Origin of the sequence: Ochrobactrum sp. C6C9 (assembly GCF_022627935.1) — a bacterium.
GTDB classification, from domain to species: Bacteria; Pseudomonadota; Alphaproteobacteria; order Rhizobiales; family Rhizobiaceae; genus Brucella; species Brucella teleogrylli.
Map to the genome: position 1 here is coordinate 56,344 of NZ_JABXGB010000026.1, position 18,411 is coordinate 74,754.

The following is an 18,411-nucleotide window of genomic DNA, read 5'->3' on the forward strand; positions in this document are numbered from 1 at the left end:
TGTGTTAGCCGTCCGATAGCTTGCGAATGAGAAGCCTAAGTAATTTTCCAATACTCTCACTCTTCGCCATGATCGGATCGATAGTGTCTTGTTTGATGAATCCCAATCTCTCAGCAATCAGTATATGGGTTTCCACTTCTTTCAACGAACCTTGCGCGATACGCAAAAAGTTCTGGTAGGCGCCACGTGTATCCCGCCCGTAACCTTCCGCTATATTCGCCGGAATTGATACTGCTGCGCGACGCACCTGACTTGTCAGCCCATAGACCTCTTCTTTTGGCCACATCTCCGTCGATTTATAGATTGCCGTTACCAGCTCCATTGCCTGCTGCCACGCAAGAATATCGCGATAAGAATTGATTGCCATATCTATGCCCCCGCATATTTTCTACTCCCCTACTCCCCTACTCCCCTACTCCCCTACTCCCCTAACCTACACATTAAGCAACAGGAACTCGCGTTCCCACGGGCTGATGACTTCCATGAAGGTTTCGAACTCGGCGCGCTTGATGGCGGCATAGGTCGTGACGAAGGAGCTGCCGATCAGATTGCGCAGTTCGTCGTCCTTTTCGAACAGTTCCACGGCGTCGATCAAGCCGCGCGGCAGCTCCACTTCCTTGGTGTTGACGCTCGTGGTGGCGGGCTGTTCCGCCTCGATCTTGTTGACGAGACCGATCAGGCCGCAGGCAAGCGAAGCTGCCAGCGCAAGATAGGGATTGGCGTCGGAGGAGGGGATGCGGTTTTCCACGCGGCGCGCATTGGGGTCTGAGCGCGGCACGCGGAAGGCCGTGGTGCGGTTGTCATAGCCCCATTTAACGTTGACCGGCGCGGAAGCGTCCGGCGTCAGGCGGCGATAGGAATTTACATAGGGCGCGAACATCACCAGAGCATTCGGCACATGGCGCTGCATGCCGCCGATGAAGTGGCGGAAGGCTTCGCTTTCGCTACCGTCTTCGTTGGTGAAAATGTTGCGGCCTGTTTTCTTGTCGACGATCGACTGGTGGATATGCATCGCCGAGCCCGGCTGGCCCTGAATGGGCTTGGCCATGAAGGTGGCATACATGTCGTGCTTGAGCGCCGCCTCGCGGATCGTGCGCTTGAACATGAAAACCTGATCGGCCAGTTCGACAGGATCGCCATGGCGCAGGTTGATTTCCAGCTGACCGGCGCCTTCTTCGTGGATCAGCGTGTCGATCTCCAGACCCTGACCCTCGGAGAAATGGTAGATATCGTCGATCAGTTCGTCGAACTCGTTGACGCCCGCAATCGAATAGCCCTGTCCGCCGCCAATGGCGCGGCCCGAGCGACCGACCGGCGGGGTCAGCGGATAATCCGGGTCGGGGTTTTTGCGCACCAGATAGAATTCGATTTCCGGCGCAACAACCGGCTTCAACCCGCGCTTGTTGTATGCGGCGACGACATTGCGCAGCACGTTGCGCGGGGTGAATTCGACCAAGCGTCCGTCCTGATAGACCAGATCGCAGATTACCTGCGCCGTCGGGTCAGATTCCCACGGAACCGCCGACAGGGTGGAGAGGTCGGGCAACAGTCTGAGATCGCCATCGTCTTCGGGATAGTGGAAGCCGTAGCCGTCTTCCGGGTAATCGCCGGAAATCGTCGTCATGAAAACGGCGGACGGCAGGGCCAGCGATGTGTTGGACGTGAACTTCTTGGACGGCATCATCTTGCCGCGCGCAACCCCCGCCTGATCGGGGGTGATGCATTCGATGTCTTCGATATCCCGCCAGGCCAGCCATTCGGTTGCCTGCTTCCAGTTCTTCACCCCACGCAGGGATTTGACATAGGCAGGCGTACGGCGACGCGGCGCACGCGTAACCTTCTTTTCCGTCGTATCAGCAGACATCCATCACCAGAAAATGATTTCGATGGGTGCATGATAGCTGCGTCGGCTGTGGTTGACAAATGGGGCCAGCAGGCTTTTTTGGGAGCCGGAAAACGGGTCTGGCTGGCAGGGTTGTGGTGGTCTTAAAGGCCGAACCGCGCCTTCAATTTCCGAAAATGCTCTTTGATCTCGTCCGCGAGGAGGTCGTCCAGTTCCCGAATGTGACTGAGGGCATGCAAGCCGACCTGCCTGATCTGCTCCATGGTCAGACCGATTGCTTTCAGCGCGGCGAGCCCCTTCAGCAATGCGCCGATTCTCTCGCCCGCAACACTGCCGGCTGCGTTGGCGACCCAGCTGAGCAATCCGCCTTCGGTGCTTCGTGCCATGACATCATTGGCGTTTGCCAATTCCGCCGCGCCCGGGATTTTGTCGAACAGGCGCGCCGCAAGGTCTGGCCTCTCATGTTGCACGACGGAGAACATGATCCCCGCAACGCGTTCGGCGACCGCAGAGTCGATGCCGGTCTTCAATGCGACGCTATCGATGATGGACTGGACGGACATTTTATCCTGCGTGATCCGGGCGGTGTTGAATGCCCAGAATGATCAGGATCGTTGCGGCTTTCTACGGTCAGAAAAGACAGGAGCATGCAGGAGCACCGGACCGCAACTGTTCTGTCCTTGACGCCCGGGTGATGAGGGGCTGATGCGATTGCCGTTACCATTGAGACCAAGCTGCGTGGAGCCTTGGGAACAGGTAATCCGCCGGACCTTCCGCATCCTGGCAATTACCTGCTGACGCGAGAAGCTTGGGCTGATGCCCAAGCTCCATCTGTGAGTTCTTACTTAAATGGGCACCACTTGCCGAAAGGTGTTACGATGCAAATAATGCTCTTGGCCTGGCCGTCCGCGGAAAGCTGGCTCTGAGAATCCTGAAGAGGGCTTGCATAAGATTGCCCAGCAGTAGCAGCCATGGTTGCAAGTGCAAGTGTCGTGTATACAAAATATTTCTTCATAATATAGATCCTAATGTTAATTTTAAAATTAAATGTTAATTAATGCATCTAGAGTTAAGCACAATGTTTTTCGATTTATACATTCCAATAATGAATTATTTTTTTGCAAGATATTTCATATTCGTTTGAAATTGATCTTATTGGCATGCTTTGTCAAAAAAGCACGGCGTCAATAACGATTGAGTGCGGCCTGAAATTTCTGCGTAAATCTGTGGCGCTGTCTGGAACGCCCGGTGTTCTTCCCTTCGCGAGCGTCAGCATGTCGTCTGACTGATATGGGATAGAATAAAGAAAAATCTGCGGGAGGCGTTGGCGGAGGACGTTCATGCGCTACCCGCAGACAATCGACCTCTTTATAGTCCCGATTTGCGGGGCGAGCATAACTCTCGGCTATCAACGCATATGGGAAGCTTGAGATCTGCGGAATTTGGGTTCGATACTTGCTGCGCTTTTAACGCGTTAGCATTCGCATCTTTAACAAACGAATATTTTTGCCCGAATGCCAGTGCTATAAGCGCCGTCGCCAGAAATATGAGAAGTGAATTCATAGGAATATCCTTATGCTTATTGGGTGCCACTTGCGTTTATGAATACCAGCATTCGAGATGGAGAAATCCCTTCTCGTAGAAGCAAAACAAATCGTTGATAAGGCCGCGCACCGCTTGATCCGGGCGCATATCTGCAGTCATTGCAGCGGCGGCGGAATAGTTTGTTTCGGCAATTAAAGCGCTTGAAACAATTGAAAGAATGAAGATATACTTACGCATATTTTTCTCCTTTTCGCTATATTGCGCTTTTATTGAAAACACATAATTTATTTTACTTCGATATCCAATATAGAATTAAATTTATATTCACAATTATTCAAATTTCGATAAATGCTGTATTTATTGAAATAGCGTCTGTCGGCTGCCTGTTTTTCTTTTCCGGTGCAAAAAATCCCCGGCTGGAGGGGGCAGCCGGGGTGGAGTTCAGGCAAGGAAGGCATGGGGCAGAGAGCCGGTCAAAGCCTTTTGAAGGCGTTGGCCGGGGTGGGATTGCTGCCGCCGCCACCGGCATGAAGAATAGTTATGGTGGCGACGGCGATTGTCAGGATCGTCATCATTTTTCGTGAGTGACGATGACGGGGATCAAGAGATCGCCCCAGTTACCGCCGCCATTCCCGTGTTGCCGAAGGCACACAAAATAAAAGAACATGGTGGCGACGGCGATTGTCAGGATCGTCATCATTTTTCGTGGGTGACGATGACGGGGATCAAGAGATCACCCCAGTTACCGTCGCCACCATGATGCCGGGCGGAGCGGACCAGTTCCACCGAGACGCCTGCCTCGACCGCCTTCATGACGGTGTAGTTGAGGCGATGCAGATCGTTGGCGAGCATGCGGATAACGGTCTGCTGATCCGTGGTCATGCTTGACGATTGTTCTTCTGCTCTTTCCTTGACGCGTGCTGGCGAATTCATGGAACTGTTCCTCCTGTTTTATGGCCGGTGTTACTCAGCAGCCGGTCTGAACTGTGCTGTTTCAGTTGATTCCTTCATGGCGGTGGTCGAAGACTGGCCGCCGGTGATTGCAAGCGACACGGCATCGAAATAGCCGGTGCCGACTTCGCGCTGATGCTTGGTCGCGGTGTAGCCGTTGGCTTCGGCTGCGAATTCCGCCTGTTGCAGTTCGGAATAGGCTGCCATCTGCCGGTCCTTGTAGCCGCGTGCCAGTTCGAACATGCCGAAGTTGAGCTGGTGGAAACCGGCCAGCGTGATGAACTGGAACTTGTAGCCCATCGCGCCCAGCTCGCGCTGGAACTTGGCAATCGTGGCGTCGTCGAGGTTCTTCTTCCAGTTGAACGACGGCGAGCAGTTATAGGCGAGCTTCTTGCCCGGATGCACCTTGTGCACGGCTTCCGCGAAGCGGCGAGCCTGTTCGAGATCCGGCTTGGATGTTTCCATCCAGATCAGATCGCAATAAGGCGCATAGGCAATCGCACGGGCGATACATGGCTCGATGCCGTTCTTCACCTGATAGAAGCCTTCCGCCGTGCGGCCCGCATCGTAATCGACAAAAGGCTTGTCGCGCTCGTCGATGTCCGAGGTCAGAAGCTTGGCAGCTTCCGCATCCGTGCGGGCGATGACCAGCGTGGCCGTGCCCATCACATCTGCCGCAAGGCGCGCCGCGTTGAGGTTACGGATATGCGCTGCCGTCGGGATCAAAACCTTGCCGCCAAGATGGCCGCACTTCTTTTCCGAAGCGAGCTGGTCTTCATAATGCACGCCTGCTGCGCCGGCCTCGATGAAAGCTTTCATGATTTCAAAAGCGTTCAGTGGTCCGCCAAAGCCTGCTTCGGCATCGGCGACGATCGGGGCAAACCAGGTGTCGACCGAAAGTCCCTTGCCTTCGGCGGTTTCGATCTGGTCGGCGCGCTGCAAGGTCTTGTTGATGCGCTTGGCCAGTTCCGGGGCCGCATTGGCCGGGTAGAGAGACTGGTCCGGATACATGGCCGAGGCCGTGTTGGCATCCGCCGCAACCTGCCAGCCGGAGAGGTAGATCGCCTTCAGTCCGGCGCGAACCATCTGCATTGCCTGATTGCCGGAAAGCGCGCCCAGCGCGTTGACGAAATCTTCCTCATGGATCAGCTTCCAGAGGCGGTTCGCGCCCATTTCAGCCAGCGAATACTTGATCTCCACCGAACCGCGCAGCCTTTTTACATCTTCGGCCGTATGCGCACGTTCGATACCGTCGAAACGACCCTTGGGCGCCGAAGGAATAAGGCTGTAAAAATCTGTCATTTCGGTGTCTCCTCACACTTATCACTGGTTTTTCAAGAGCGGTTGGTCGCTGCTCTTTCTGTGACTGAATTTACATTCGCAGTCGGTGGGACGCTAGAAAAAGCAGCAAATACGCCTGATAATTGAAGTTAAGCTGTCGGAACTTTGACGGACTGGCTCTGTAAATTTGTAAAGATTGTCAAAAGTAGAATTTACGGCTATTTTGTCATGAATTGTAAAAGTCGCCGTTGCGGGTTTGGGAGGACGGAGTTGAGCGAACGCAAGATTTTTGCCGGACCGCGCATCAGGCGTATTCGCAACGAGCGGTCCCTGACGCAGACGGCTATGGCCGAAGCGCTCGGCATTTCACCGTCCTATCTCAACCTGATCGAGCGCAACCAGCGGCCCTTGACGGTGCAGCTGTTGTTGAAGCTCGCCAGTGTTTACAAGCTCGATCTCGATAGTTTGCAGGCAGAAAGCGGCGCGACGATCACCGGACTGAAGGAAGTGTTTTCCGATCCGCTTTTGACCGGCGAATTGCCGGGCGATCAGGAACTGGTGGAGATTGGCGAGGCGGCCCCCAACGCAGCTGTGGGTATAATGAAGCTTTATCGCGCCTATCGCGAACAGCAGCAGCGCCTGTCCGATCTCTCGCAATTGCTGTCGCATGAGGGGAGCGCTGCGCAGCTTTCCGCCACGCGCCTGCCGCTGGATGAAGTGCGCGATGTGATGGCGCGACGGCCCAATCATTATCCGCGTATCGAGGAAGAGGCGGAAAGTTTTTTCGCGTTGTTGAAGCCGGATGGCGATCTGTCGGCAGCTTTGAAGGATTGGCTGCGGCGTGAGCATGGCATCACGGTGCGCACATTGCCTGTCGCTACCATGCCCAATTGGCGCAGGCGCTATGACCGCCATTCGCAACGCCTGTTCATTTCGGAGCGTCTGTCGCCTTTCGATCAGTTGCAGGAAATCGCCATGGAGGCGGCGCTGATCCGTATGCAGGTGGTGATCGGCGCAGAGACCGAAGGGCTGAAACTGTCTTCCGGTGAAGCAAAGCGCATCGCCCGGTTCGAGCTGGCGCGCTATGCCGCGCAGGCGCTGATGATGCCCTATCGCCAGTTTCGCGATGCTAGCGTGCGGATGCGCTATGATGTCGATGCGCTGCGCTCGCGATTTGGCGTTTCGTTCCAGCAGGCGGCGAGCCGGCTGACGACCTTGCAGCGGCAGGGGGCGAGCGCGCTGCCCTTCTTCGTGATGGAAATCGACCATGCCGGCAATCGGCTGCGCGTTGCAGGCGCCGAGGGGTTTCCGGCGCGGTTTGGCGGCCAGTGCCCCAAACTGCCGGTCTATGCGGCTTTTGCGCAGGCGGGGCAGGTGCTGGTCGAACCGGCGGAACTGCCAGACGGGACGGCATTCCTGACCATTGCCCGTACGCTCGAAGGGCCGCAAGGCGCATTTAATGAGCGCCCGCGCCGCACCGCGATCCTGCTTGGCTGCGCGCTCGATGCGGGGGAGGAAACCGTTTACGGCGGAGCTATCGCCAAGGCTGGCAATACAGGGATCGGCCCCGCCTGCCGTTTGTGCGAGCGGCAAGGCTGCGTGACCCGCGCCGAGCCGCCGCTGACGCGTCCGCTGGGGCTGGACGAGATGGTGGCGGGGCTTTCGGCATTCGACTTTCAGTGACCATAAAAACACGAGTGCATTTTTTATGTTCGTGATGGCCGCAGGCGGTTGACGAAACCGGTGCAATCTAAAAAAGTGCAATCAAGGAATAGTATATCCAAACCTGTACCTGCACCGGAAATGAGCGTGTAGAATGGAGCAAAAAATGGGGATCAAATCCTTCCTTCTGGCCACAACCGTCGTGACGAGCGTTGTCGCCGCCGCCACATTCTCCGCCAGCGCGCAGGAGCGGGTGGTCAATATCTATAACTGGTCGGATTATATCGACGATTCCATCCTGAAGGATTTCACCAAGGAAACCGGAATCAAGGTCGTCTACGACGTCTATGATTCCAACGAAATCCTCGAAACCAAGCTTCTGGCTGGTGGCAGCGGTTACGATCTCGTTGTCCCGTCGGGCGAATTCCTGGGTCGTCAGATTCCAGCTGGCGTGTTCCTGAAGCTCGACAAGGACAAGCTGCCGAACCTCAAGAACATGTGGGATGAAATCTCCACCCGCGCTGCCACCTACGATCCGGGCAACGAATACTCGGTCAATTATATGTGGGGCACGACCGGCATCGGCTACAACAAGGCCAAGATCAAGGAAGCGCTCGGCACGGATACCATCGATTCTTGGGATGTGCTGTTTGACCCCGAAAAGTCGGCCAAGCTGAAGGATTGCGGCATTTATCTGCTGGATTCCGCCAGCGAAATGCTGCGTCCGGCCCTGAATTATCTCGGTCTCGATCCGAATTCGCCGTCGCCGGACGATCTGCAGAAGGCGCAGGACCTTTATCTGAAGATCCGTCCGAATATCCGCAAGTTCCATTCGTCGGAATATATCAATGCGCTGGCCAATGGCGATATCTGCATGGCGATTGGCTATTCGGGCGATATTTTCCAGGCGCGTGACCGCGCCGAGAAGGCCAATCAGGGCGTCGAGATCGGTTACTCGATCCCGAAGGAAGGCGCTTTGATGTGGTTCGACCAGATGGCGATCCCGGCTGACGCCAAGCACGTGCCGGAAGCGCTGGAATTCATGAATTACATCATGCGTCCGGAAGTGGCGGCCAAGGCTTCGAACTATGTGTTTTACGCCAACGGCAACAAGGCGTCGCAGGAATTCATCGACAAGGAAATCCTTGAAGATCCGGCGATTTATCCGACGGACGACGTCATGAAGAAGCTGTTCGTGCCGACGCCTTACGACACCAAGACCCAGCGCGTCGTTACCCGTGCCTGGACCAAGATCGTCACAGGCCAGTAATAATCGAACGCTAGAGCATTTCCAGCAAAAGTGCGTAGCGGTTTTGCGTAGGATAATGCGTAAAAATAAATAGATAGAGCGGTTGCCCGATTCCGTTTTAACCGGAGCCGCTCTAAGTCGGGGTGTGATCCCGGAATGCCCTTGGGCATGACATTGTGAAGAGCGGCTCACTGTTGGACAGAGAGCCGCTCTACGTCTTGTAAAACCTGACGAAACATCGGGCACGGCTAGATCGATAGGGGAACGGAATGGAATCTTTTGGCAGCTTTCGCCGCAAATTTGCACCCTGGAACGATCTGGCGGCCAAGCCCTATATTTCTTTCGAGAATGTGACAAAAATCTTCGGCGATTTCACTGCCGTCGATGATCTGTCGCTGAATGTTTTCAATCGCGAATTCTTTGCGCTGTTGGGTGCTTCCGGCTGCGGCAAGACCACGCTGATGCGCATGCTGGCAGGCTTTGAGGAGCCGACATCGGGTCGCATCACGCTGGACGGTCAGGACATGCGCGGCATTCCGCCTTATAAACGCCCGGTCAACATGATGTTCCAGTCCTATGCGCTGTTTCCGCATATGACGGTGGAGAACAATATCGCCTTCGGCCTCAAGCAGGACGGCATGGCGAAATCTGAAATCGATGCGCGCGTTGCCGAAATGCTCAAGCTGGTGAAGCTGGAGCAATATGGCAAGCGCAAGCCGCATCAACTGTCGGGCGGCCAGCGCCAGCGCGTCGCGCTCGCCCGCTCCGTCGCCAAGCGCCCCAAGGTGCTGCTGCTCGACGAGCCGCTTGGCGCGCTCGACAAGAAGCTGCGCGAGGAAACCCAGTTCGAACTGATGGATTTGCAGGTCAAGCTCGGCATGACCTTCATGGTCGTGACCCACGATCAGGAAGAAGCCATGACCATGTCCGACCGTATCGCGGTCATGGACAAGGGCCGCATCAAGCAGGTGGCGACGCCAGCGGAAGTCTATGAAGCGCCGCGTTCCAAATTCGTGGCCGACTTCATCGGCAATGTGAATATCATCGAAGGTGAAGTCGTGAAGGCCGCCAATGGCGAGGCGGAAATCGCCACCGAAAAATTCGGCTTCCATATCCAGACCGAAACCCGCGAGGAGCTCAATCCCGGCCAGAAGGTCTGGTATGCGGTGCGCCCGGAAAAGACCCGCATCTCGCGCAGCAAGCCGGAAGAGGCTGCGGTCAACGCCGTCGAGGGCGAGCTTTGGGATATCGCCTATTTCGGCGACATGACGGTTTTCCACGTCCGCCTCGACAATGGCCGCACCATCAAGGCCGCGAGCCTCAACGCGGTCCGCAAGACGGAAAATCCGCTGACCTATGACGAGCGCGTCTGGGTCTCTTTCGATACCGATGCCGGTCTGGTGCTGACCGCCTGAGGAGGGCAAGACCATGCAGAAGCTGATCGCTTCCATTGCCAGCCGCCTCGTCATCACGGTGCCCTATTTCTGGCTGCTGGTTTTCTTTCTCGTCCCGTTCTTCATCGTCTTTAAGATTTCCCTGTCGGAAGTCGCGATGGCGATCCCGGCCTATATGCCGACTTTCGATCTGACGCAGGGCTTTGCGGCGAACTGGGAGAAGATCAAGCAACTCTCCTTCGATAACTATTTCTGGCTGCTCGACGATCCGCTTTACTACAAGGCCTATCTGTCGAGCGTCCGCATCGCAGCCATTTCGACCTTCCTCACGCTGCTTTTGGCCTATCCGATGGCCTATGGCATTGCGCGCGCGCCGACGACGATCCGCCCGACGTTGCTGATGCTGGTGATCCTGCCGTTCTGGACCTCGTTCCTGATCCGCGTCTATGCGTGGATCGGGATTCTGAAGCCGGAAGGTTTGCTGAACCAGTTCCTGATGTGGCTCAACGTGATCGATACGCCGCTCAACATTTTGAACACAGATACGGCGGTCTTTATCGGCATCGTCTATTCCTATCTGCCCTTCATGGTGCTGCCGATCTATTCGTCACTCGAAAAGATGGATTATTCGCTGATCGAAGCGGCGCAGGACCTGGGCTGCACGCCGTTTGCCGCCTTCTGGAAAATCACTTTTCCGCTGTCGCTGGCCGGTGTTCTGGCGGGCTGCTTCCTTGTCTTCATCCCGGCTGTCGGCGAGTTCGTGATCCCCGATCTTCTGGGCGGATCGCAGACCTTGATGATCGGCAAGACGATCTGGAGCGAGTTCTTCTCCAATCGCGACTGGCCAGTGTCGTCCGCTGTGGCGGTGGTATTGTTGATCCTGCTGATCGTGCCGATTGTGATCTTCCAGCAGGTGCAGGCGCGCCAGCAGGAAAAGGGGAAATAAGCGATGAACAACAACTGGTCCCGTTTCAATATCGCATCGGTGGTTGTCGGCTTCGCCTTCCTCTATCTGCCCATCGTGCTGCTGGTCATCTATTCCTTCAACGAATCCCGGCTGGTGACCGTCTGGGCAGGCTTCTCGACCAAGTGGTATGGGGAACTGTTCCGCAATCAGGCGCTGATGGATGCGGCATGGGTGACGATCCGCGTCGCCTTCCTGTCGGCAACGATTGCAACCGTGCTGGGCACGCTCGCGGCACTGGCGCTGACGCGCTATACCCGCTTTCGCGGTCGCATCCTGTTTTCCGGCATGGTCTATGCGCCGCTGGTCATGCCAGATGTCATCACTGGTCTGTCGCTTCTGCTGCTTTTCGTGGCGATGAATTTCGACCGCGGTTTCTGGACGGTCACGCTGGCGCATATCACATTTGCCATGTGTTTCGTCGCCGTCGTGGTGCAGTCGCGTCTGGTGAGCTTTGACCGTTCGCTGGAGGAAGCGGCGATGGATCTTGGTGCGCCGCCAGTTACAACCTTCATGAAGGTCACCCTGCCGGTGATCCTGCCTGCGGTGGTGTCCGGCTGGATGCTGGCTTTCACGCTGTCGCTCGACGATCTGGTGATCGCAAGCTTCACGTCAGGGCCGGGCGCAACCACCCTGCCAATGAAGATTTACAGCCAGGTGCGCCTTGGCGTGACCCCGGAAATCAACGCGATCTGCACCATCCTGATTGGGCTGGTGACCACAGGTGTCATCGTCGCATCCATCGTCAACAAGCGCCGCGAAGTGCAGCGCCGCCGCGATGAGCAGGCGGCATTCCGTATGTCTTAAAAAAGGGGAAGGGGCTTTATTGCCCCGATGCGCCCGATCCCGCCGATCCCATTGAGGACGGGGAAATGAAAGGCCGGTCCCAGGAACCGCCGACAAAGAAATGCAGCGGCGGCTTGGCGGGCGTGGCGTTTTCAGCTGGCGCGGGCGCTGGCTGGCCTTCCGTTCCTGCCTGCGGTTGCTGTTGCGGCGTTTCCGGCTGGCTGTTGGGGAAGATGACTTCGCCGCTCAGCGCAAGACTGCGATCCACGAAAGGCACGATGCCCGCCAGATTGAGCGTGCCATCGGATGTGTCGAGGCGCGCGCTTTCCAGCGATGCCACGCCTTCGGAAAGATTGGCCTTGAGGTCGAGCCGGTTGAAGGCCAGCGCAACATTATCTTTCCGTTCCAGCGCGAAGAAGCGCTCGCTCTCTGCCTTGGTCAGAAAATCCTGAACGGCAAATCCCTGCATCTGACCGTTGTTCAACTGCACGGATACATTGCCCTGCGCGCCGGAAAGCAGGCTGGACCAGCGATTGACCGGCCCCTTCATGAACAGCGAAACATTGCCCTTGCCGCTGATGAACGGCTTTTCGAAACCAAGCGCCGTGAGAAACTGCGTGCTTTCAATATCGCTGGCGTTGAACCGCAATTCGCCCGTGGCGCTCTTGAGATCGCGCACGATCTGCACATTCGTCTGCAAGGTGCCATTGAACGCTTTGGCGTCGCCAATGTCGAAAATTGCGCGGCCACCGCGAATCTGGATCGCCGCCGCAACACCCGTCAGCGCCACAGGGCCTGCCGTAGCATTCTGGGCGGAAAGGCGCAGGTCGAATTCGGAGCGGTCGAAGAAGCTGGTATTGATGGTGTCGACATTGCCGCGATCATTCGGCGCGCGCGCGGTTGTATCCGGCAAGGGCACGAAAGCGGCAAAAAGGCTGCGCAGGTCCAGCTTGTCGAAGGCGAGCGTGCCCGTGACGGCGGGCTGTTCCTGTTCAAGGCCGATCTCGATCACGCCTTTGGCGAGGCTGTCACCGGCGGTCATGTTCACATCGGCAAATTTCCAGCGCTTTGGCGTGGCGGTGATGGTGGATTCCAGCGAGAAAGCCCCGACTTCCGAGCTGCCGGCAATCGGCGGCAGGCTCAGCCACCGCACCGCGCCGCTCAAGGACGGCGTCTTGGCGCTGAGGTCCCCTTCGAAGAAGCGGTCTTCCGAAATAATGGCCTTGCCCTGAAAGGTCAGGCTCAGCGGATTGGCCGTGAGGCTCGCCGTTACGTCGGACGTGCCGCCTGCCAGAAGCGGCAAAGCCTGCGCTGCCGTGATACTGAATTGCGATTCTTCGTTGCGCCATTTGCCGCTGCCGCGCAAGGTCGCTGCGCTCGACGTCTGGGGCCATTCCAGCGTCATGTTCACATTGGTCAGTTGGTCGTCTTTCGCGGTGTCTGCGCCGTTTTCGGCACGCGGAAACGAAACCGTGCCGTCGCGCACCACCACACGGCCAAAAGGCTGCGATGCCTGTTCGGTGGCCTGCGTGTCGTTGTTCGTGCCGCGCTGTTGCAAGGCGCGCTGGGCGCGGATGGCCGTGCCAAGCCGACCGTTGGAATTGGCAATGGCATCGAGCAAGGCAGGGAAATTGGAAACCGGCCCATCAAGATTGACATGCGGGCGCACGATCTGCGTTTCCGAAAAGGAAATATGTCCCATGATCGCATCGAGCGGCGACAGTTCCACATCGATGCGGGCGGCGCTCATGAAGGGTTTCTGGCCCTGATCCGTCATCTTGCTCAAGGTGACGCCGTTCAGCGAGGCGCGCAGCATGGGGAAGACTTTGAGGCGCGGGGCTTCGCGCAATTCCACGCTATAGCCGGTCCAGGCGCTGATTTCCTGCGCCACACGCACGCGGATTGCGTCGGTCGAGACGATGAAAGGCACCACGGCCAGCAAGGTCGCTGCAGCCGCGGCACAAAGAATGACGAGCGCGATGACAAGGCGTGCGAATTTAGGCCAGCGCATCAACCATCCGATCCCTAATTCCCCTTACTATCGTTTAAACGAGCGAAATCACAAAGCAAAGCCGCCTTCGCAGATTCGGTTTAGAACGGTTCTTCCTTCAAGGGAATCGCTCAAATTGTTTTCGCGCAGTTCCTGACGCAAAACCGTGTCACAATTTTGCTGGCAACGCGCTATGGTTAATCAATTGTGTGCTGAAATTTAACCCTGATTTTACAGTGGCTACCAATGCGTAAATTTGGAACGGTGAGATTAATTTCGCATTAACTGGGATTATGCGAGAAAGCGTTAACACAACGGGTAATGATCGAGCCGCCGTTTCCGGCATCCTCTTGCAAGTTGCTATTGTGTCTTTGTCTCTGAGTTTCTCGTAGCGCCGGTTTTATCCGGCGCTTTTTTTTGGTCTGGTTATGCTGAGACTGATTAGTCAGCCAGAACCCTTGTTGGCGGGAAAAGGATTTCCACAACAGTGCCGCGTCCAGGCGTCGAGTCGATAGCGAACTGGGCGCGGTTGGCTTCGACCATCGCCTTGGTGAGCGGCAGGCCAAGGCCGGTGCCCTCATTGCGCCAGTCGCGCGACTGCTCGCTTTGGCGGCGCTGCGAAGCGTTCACCTGACGGAACGGCTTCAATGCCTGTTCGACTTCAGACTTGGTCATGCCGATACCGGTGTCGCGCACCCGCATGGCCACGTCGCCATTCATCTCATAGCTGGTCGAAACGATCACCTGACCACCGGGCGCGGTAAACCGCACCGCATTGGACAGGAGATTGAGCGCCACCTGCTTGATCGAACGCGCATCGGCGACGATGTCGGGTAGATTGGACTGGAAACTGGAGCGGATGATGATGCGCTCGCGGTTCGCCTGCGGCTGCATCAGCGCAATCGCCTCGGCAATCGCATCGTTGAGCGACACCGCTTCAAACTGCATTTCCAGCGCACCGGCTTCGATCTTGGAAATATCCAGCAGGTCGTTGACGAGCGCCAGCACATGATTGCCCGAGCGGTTGATATCCCGCAGGTAATCGCGATAGCGGTCATTGCCGATGGGGCCGAATTTCTCGTCGGCCATCAGTTCGGAAAAACCGATAATGGCGTTGAGCGGCGTGCGGATTTCATGGCTGATGCGCGCCAGAAAATCGGTCTTCTGGTTGGAGGCGCGTTCGGCCTCCTTGCGCGCATTGGTTAGTTCTTCCTCGGTGCGCTTCCACTGCGTGATATCGCGCAGCACGGCGCAGAAACCACGCTTTTGAGGCAGCTTGCCGATGGTCATGAAGAGCGGGATGAAACCGCCCTTGGCTTCACGACCGATCACTTCGCGTCCGTCATTGAGCACGCTCAGCACGCCATTGCCCGAAAGTCCGCTCAGATAATCCATCGCGGCGCGCTGGCTTTCAATGGCGAACAGCATAGAGAAGAACTTGCCTTCCGTCTCGTCGCGGTCATAGCCGAAAAGTGCGGATGCCGAATGGTTCATCGAACGGATGCGCCCTTCCGGGTCGATCAGCACCACGCCGTCGGTTGCCGTGTCGAGGATGGTTTTCAACTCATCCACATGGGCTTCCAGCGCCTGCTTTTCTTCGTCGTCCGTGACGGATTGCGGCACGGTTGCCTCGACAGGTGCTGGCGCGGCTGGGGTTTCTGCAACCGGCATGAGGCTCAGCAACAGGGCGCGACCGTCTTGCCAAGCAATCGCATTGAGATGCGCATCGACGGGCTGTTCGCTGCCATCGGCACGGCGCAACACCATGCCCTGGCGGGGCGCATTGTCGTCGCTCTCGCTGTTGAACAGCGCTTCCACGCCGCCCGCATGGCGAATGTCCTCAATGGCGTCATAGCCGGTCAGGTCGAGCAGCGCCTGATTGACATAATGCACTTCATCGCCGGAATGAATGATGACCGGAACCGGCAGATTGGCCAAAAGGGCTGTCTCGTCGATGGCCACCGTTTCATGCGCGGCATGATCCGCCTGCGGCTCTTCGACCTGTGCAAGGGGGATATCTGCAACCGGTGGAACCGGCGTCGTTTCCGCCGCCACGTCTTGCGTCTCAACGGCAGGCGCCTCGCTCTGTGTGCTGGAAAGTCCCTGTTTGCGCAGGCGATCGGCGATTTCGCGGAACGCATTGCGCTCGGTCTTGGTCAGCCCGCCTTCGGGACGCTGTTCGCGTTCCCTGACTTTCAGGAGCTTCGCCTGATCGGCGGCCACCTTTTCCTGTGCAGCCGCATTCAGAAGGTTGATCACCTTGTCGGAATCGCGACGACCGGCTGTCGGCGCAATATTGAGCGGCGGCTTCGGCAGAATATCACCGGGATGATCGTCATTGGCGATTTCTTCGGTCAGCGCCAGCACGTCGTCATCGGGAGCATCGGCGTTGATGGCATCCTGAATTTCCGGTTTGCGCTTTTGCGGAATGCCTCCGGCCAGAGCGAGGCCGATTTCTTCCGGGTCTTCCACCGCTTCGTCAGGCCGCACGAGACCAAAACCGCGAAAACCGATGAACACGCGATCACGGGAATAGACCGGTAAAGCGGCCAGTTCCACCGGCACGCGCAGATTGGTGCCTTCGACCGGCCACATCAGCCGCTTGCCCGACCAGGTGTCGCGTTTGTTGAGCAGCGAAGCAATGCTGCCATCATGATCGAAGCCGAACACATTGGCGACATCGCTGAAACGGCGTCCGGTGACATCAGCCGCGTTGGGGCCGACGGTTATGCCGAACTCCGGCGAAATTTCGCTGAACACAGCGTCGGCGCTGGTTTTCCAGATGAAGCGGGCAGGCGGCGCATCCCGGTCGAACTGGAAGCCCTGTGGCTTTGGCGTTTCGACTGCGGGTTCGGCGACCGGCTCTTCCCGAAGGGTTGTTTCCTGTTCAGGGAGCATCTCTTCAAGAATTTCTTCCGCGCCTTCAGGCTGCTGGGCAGCTGGCTTCGCCACGGCCTGCGCCGGGGCTTCAGCAACGATGCACAGAAGATGCAGAGCGGGTGCGTCGATCAGCCGGGCAATGGCGCCCGGAACCGACTGGCGGCCAGCGCGGATGCGGCGCTTGACGATGCGGTCAGCCGCATCGGCTACTTCCACGACCAGATCTTCAAGCGTTCCGGCGGAAATATCGAGCGCGGCGAAGCGCGGGCTTGCGGCAATGACCTTGCAGTCGGCATCGATCAGCGCGACATGGGTGTCGTCATCGCTCAGACCGGCAATGATGTCTTCCGCGTCGCTCGATGTGCCGCTGGTGGTCATCGCAAGACCGGCCACGCCATCGGGCAGGACAATATGGGATATCCAGAGACGCGTCAGTTCCGAACGCAGGCCACCGCCAAGACGCACGGACACGGAGCGGGGTTCAGCGCTGTTATCGTCGCTGGCGGCTGCAATCTGCCGGCGTGTTGAGACGGGCAGATCAATGGCGCTGCCGATCATATCCTCGATACGGTCAAAGCCGAACAGCCGGGCTCCGGCACCGTTCACCCAAAGCACAGCCGACAGGTCGCGCGTCAGCACGATCTGCGCATCGCCCTTGGCAAAGCCCTCGCGGATAGTATCCAGCGCGGCAATATCGATGAATGGGTATGATCCAGACATACCGGTCCTTATCTGTTCTTTCGACCGCCCCGTCGTAGCCATTAACCGCCTGTTAATAAGCTCACTGAGGCCGCGGGTCCATATTTCCATACGGTATGAGCCCGATTTTCTGTTTCATTAGTTAATGCCGGAAAGGCAATTTTACAGGTTGCGGTCAATAATCCGGTTGTTCACAGCCAGCCAGCCGCGATGGTTACCAGTCTGTCTAGATTATCGGTGGCATTGGACATTGAATCCGACAATTGGGAATTTCTGAAAAAAGAGCGCTATAATCGCTTGCAATATGGATCGATTCTCCGTATGTGACCCCCTGTCGGCGGCGCTGAGGCGCTTATCCCGGCAAAGGTACGCGGTCGTAGCTCAGTTGGTTAGAGCGCAGGATTGTGGCTCCTGAGGTCGTTGGTTCAACTCCAACCGACCGTACCATTACTTTCAGCCACTTAACAAAAATTGTGTAACAATATCAACCGCTTAGGCGGATTTTTTATTGTTGGTTCGATCTTAAACGTACCGTTTTGTGATACAAACTGTGCTACAAAATGCGCTACAATGTGTGTCACACTATGTTATCATGCCTATATGGCTGGCTATCGTATCAAAACTGATCCACACCGATATCTGAAAAACCGCGACGGCGTTTATCAGTATGTTCGCCGCGTTCCCACGTCTGTTGCAGACAAGGATAGTCGCGCTCCCATCATCCGCATAAGCCTGAAAACAAACGATCTCGCTCGGGCTATGACGAAGCGCAACGAATACGAATCTGCTGACGACGCGTTATGGGCGATGCTGAAGGCTGGGGCTGATGGCGATAAGGCAAGGGCGCTTTATGATGCCGCCATTAAGCGCGCAGAAGCCATCGGAATATCATATGTGCCAGCCGATAGGCTGCTTTCTTTTACGGATGACGCGCTAGCGGCTCGGCTAAACCACGTAACTGGCAATCCGGTAGAAGATGCGGCGATGGTGGGCGCGGCAAGCACCCCGTCAGTGTCTGTGACGCAAGCCTTGAAAATCTATTTTGATGAGATAACTCCCGACGAATTGACGGGTAAGAGCGAAATTCAGAAAAAGCGTTGGCGTGCGCATAAGCAGCGGGCGATCGATCATTTTGTGAAGATTGTTTCAGATAAGGCTATCGCGGAC

At 56.9% G+C, this 18,411-nt stretch carries 15 protein-coding genes and 1 tRNA gene; 8 read left to right on the plus strand and 8 right to left on the minus strand.

Going from position 1 to position 18,411, the window contains the following annotated elements; all coding sequences use genetic code 11:
• Positions 1 to 4: 4 nt before the first annotated feature.
• From HWD97_RS19005 to HWD97_RS19020, 4 genes are all read right to left on the minus strand, one after another.
• Entirely contained in the window at positions 5 to 367 is a 363-nt protein-coding gene (locus HWD97_RS19005; protein WP_109367039.1) for a four helix bundle protein, read from the minus strand.
• A 66-nt stretch (positions 368 to 433) separates the two neighbouring features.
• On the minus strand, positions 434 to 1,864 hold the full coding sequence (locus tag HWD97_RS19010; RefSeq protein WP_109367040.1) for a glutamine synthetase family protein: 1,431 nt from the start codon (positions 1,862 to 1,864) through the stop codon (positions 434 to 436).
• 122 nt (positions 1,865 to 1,986) lie between these two features.
• Positions 1,987 to 2,406, minus strand: coding sequence for a hypothetical protein (locus tag HWD97_RS19015; protein WP_109367041.1), 420 nt, complete (start codon positions 2,404 to 2,406; stop codon positions 1,987 to 1,989).
• A gap of 1,036 nt (positions 2,407 to 3,442) precedes the next feature.
• A complete protein-coding gene (locus HWD97_RS19020; protein ID WP_109367042.1) occupies positions 3,443 to 3,625 on the minus strand; it encodes a hypothetical protein in 183 nt (60 codons plus the stop codon).
• Positions 3,626 to 3,657: 32 nt separating this feature from the next.
• Here HWD97_RS19020 and HWD97_RS19025 point away from each other — a divergent pair, with 32 nt between their 5' ends.
• Positions 3,658 to 3,972 carry a hypothetical protein gene (locus HWD97_RS19025; RefSeq protein ID WP_124916082.1) on the plus strand — a complete coding sequence of 105 codons (315 nt, stop codon included), beginning with the start codon at positions 3,658 to 3,660 and terminating at the stop codon, positions 3,970 to 3,972.
• Positions 3,973 to 4,084: 112 nt separating this feature from the next.
• On the opposite strand, the gene HWD97_RS19030 is transcribed toward HWD97_RS19025, so the two are convergent.
• Positions 4,085 to 4,321, minus strand: coding sequence for a hypothetical protein (locus HWD97_RS19030; protein ID WP_006473055.1), 237 nt, complete (start codon positions 4,319 to 4,321; stop codon positions 4,085 to 4,087).
• A 30-nt stretch (positions 4,322 to 4,351) separates the two neighbouring features.
• Positions 4,352 to 5,641, minus strand: a complete 1,290-nt coding sequence (gene aceA, locus HWD97_RS19035) for an isocitrate lyase (RefSeq protein WP_109367043.1) — start codon at positions 5,639 to 5,641, stop codon at positions 4,352 to 4,354.
• A 249-nt stretch (positions 5,642 to 5,890) separates the two neighbouring features.
• On the opposite strand from aceA, the gene HWD97_RS19040 reads away from it, so the two are divergent.
• The 5 genes from HWD97_RS19040 (at position 5,891) to HWD97_RS19060 (ending at position 11,696) form a co-directional block, all read left to right on the plus strand.
• Positions 5,891 to 7,303, plus strand: a complete 1,413-nt coding sequence (locus HWD97_RS19040; protein ID WP_109367044.1) for a short-chain fatty acyl-CoA regulator family protein — start codon at positions 5,891 to 5,893, stop codon at positions 7,301 to 7,303.
• Between the two features lie 145 nt (positions 7,304 to 7,448).
• The gene (locus HWD97_RS19045; protein WP_109367045.1) at positions 7,449 to 8,552 is read left to right on the plus strand and encodes a polyamine ABC transporter substrate-binding protein; all 1,104 of its coding nucleotides are present in this window, start codon (positions 7,449 to 7,451) and stop codon (positions 8,550 to 8,552) included.
• A gap of 248 nt (positions 8,553 to 8,800) precedes the next feature.
• A complete protein-coding gene (locus HWD97_RS19050; protein WP_371835450.1) occupies positions 8,801 to 9,946 on the plus strand; it encodes an ABC transporter ATP-binding protein in 1,146 nt (381 codons plus the stop codon).
• A 13-nt stretch (positions 9,947 to 9,959) separates the two neighbouring features.
• Entirely contained in the window at positions 9,960 to 10,871 is a 912-nt protein-coding gene (locus HWD97_RS19055; protein WP_109367047.1) for an ABC transporter permease subunit, read from the plus strand.
• A gap of 3 nt (positions 10,872 to 10,874) precedes the next feature.
• A complete protein-coding gene (locus HWD97_RS19060; RefSeq protein WP_109367048.1) occupies positions 10,875 to 11,696 on the plus strand; it encodes an ABC transporter permease in 822 nt (273 codons plus the stop codon).
• Positions 11,697 to 11,712: 16 nt separating this feature from the next.
• On the opposite strand, the gene HWD97_RS19065 is transcribed toward HWD97_RS19060, so the two are convergent.
• Together HWD97_RS19065 and pdhS are read right to left on the minus strand one after the other, a co-directional pair.
• Positions 11,713 to 13,686 carry an AsmA family protein gene (locus tag HWD97_RS19065; protein WP_371835451.1) on the minus strand — a complete coding sequence of 658 codons (1,974 nt, stop codon included), beginning with the start codon at positions 13,684 to 13,686 and terminating at the stop codon, positions 11,713 to 11,715.
• Positions 13,687 to 14,106: 420 nt separating this feature from the next.
• Positions 14,107 to 17,265: a cell-division control histidine kinase PdhS gene (pdhS, locus tag HWD97_RS19070; RefSeq protein WP_121539092.1), complete on the minus strand. Its 3,159-nt coding sequence runs from the start codon at positions 17,263 to 17,265 to the stop codon at positions 14,107 to 14,109.
• Positions 17,266 to 17,614: 349 nt separating this feature from the next.
• On the opposite strand from pdhS, the gene HWD97_RS19075 reads away from it, so the two are divergent.
• Positions 17,615 to 17,691 (plus strand) — tRNA-His (locus HWD97_RS19075).
• Positions 17,692 to 17,844: 153 nt separating this feature from the next.
• Positions 17,845 to 18,411 (plus strand): DUF6538 domain-containing protein (locus tag HWD97_RS19080; RefSeq protein ID WP_371835452.1); only part of this gene is annotated, 567 nt, incomplete at its 3' end.

Coding starts and splice junctions, on each gene's coding strand:
- HWD97_RS19005 (WP_109367039.1), bottom strand. CDS start 367: ATGGCAATCAATTCTTATCGCGATATTCTTGCGTGGCAGCAGGCAATG.
- HWD97_RS19010 (WP_109367040.1), bottom strand. CDS start 1,864: ATGTCTGCTGATACGACGGAAAAGAAGGTTACGCGTGCGCCGCGTCGC.
- HWD97_RS19015 (WP_109367041.1), bottom strand. CDS start 2,406: ATGTCCGTCCAGTCCATCATCGATAGCGTCGCATTGAAGACCGGCATC.
- HWD97_RS19020 (WP_109367042.1), bottom strand. CDS start 3,625: ATGCGTAAGTATATCTTCATTCTTTCAATTGTTTCAAGCGCTTTAATT.
- HWD97_RS19030 (WP_006473055.1), bottom strand. CDS start 4,321: ATGAATTCGCCAGCACGCGTCAAGGAAAGAGCAGAAGAACAATCGTCA.
- aceA (WP_109367043.1), bottom strand. CDS start 5,641: ATGACAGATTTTTACAGCCTTATTCCTTCGGCGCCCAAGGGTCGTTTC.
- HWD97_RS19045 (WP_109367045.1), top strand. CDS start 7,449: ATGGGGATCAAATCCTTCCTTCTGGCCACAACCGTCGTGACGAGCGTT.
- HWD97_RS19050 (WP_371835450.1), top strand. CDS start 8,801: ATGGAATCTTTTGGCAGCTTTCGCCGCAAATTTGCACCCTGGAACGAT.
- HWD97_RS19055 (WP_109367047.1), top strand. CDS start 9,960: ATGCAGAAGCTGATCGCTTCCATTGCCAGCCGCCTCGTCATCACGGTG.
- HWD97_RS19060 (WP_109367048.1), top strand. CDS start 10,875: ATGAACAACAACTGGTCCCGTTTCAATATCGCATCGGTGGTTGTCGGC.
- HWD97_RS19065 (WP_371835451.1), bottom strand. CDS start 13,686: ATGCGCTGGCCTAAATTCGCACGCCTTGTCATCGCGCTCGTCATTCTT.
- pdhS (WP_121539092.1), bottom strand. CDS start 17,265: ATGTCTGGATCATACCCATTCATCGATATTGCCGCGCTGGATACTATC.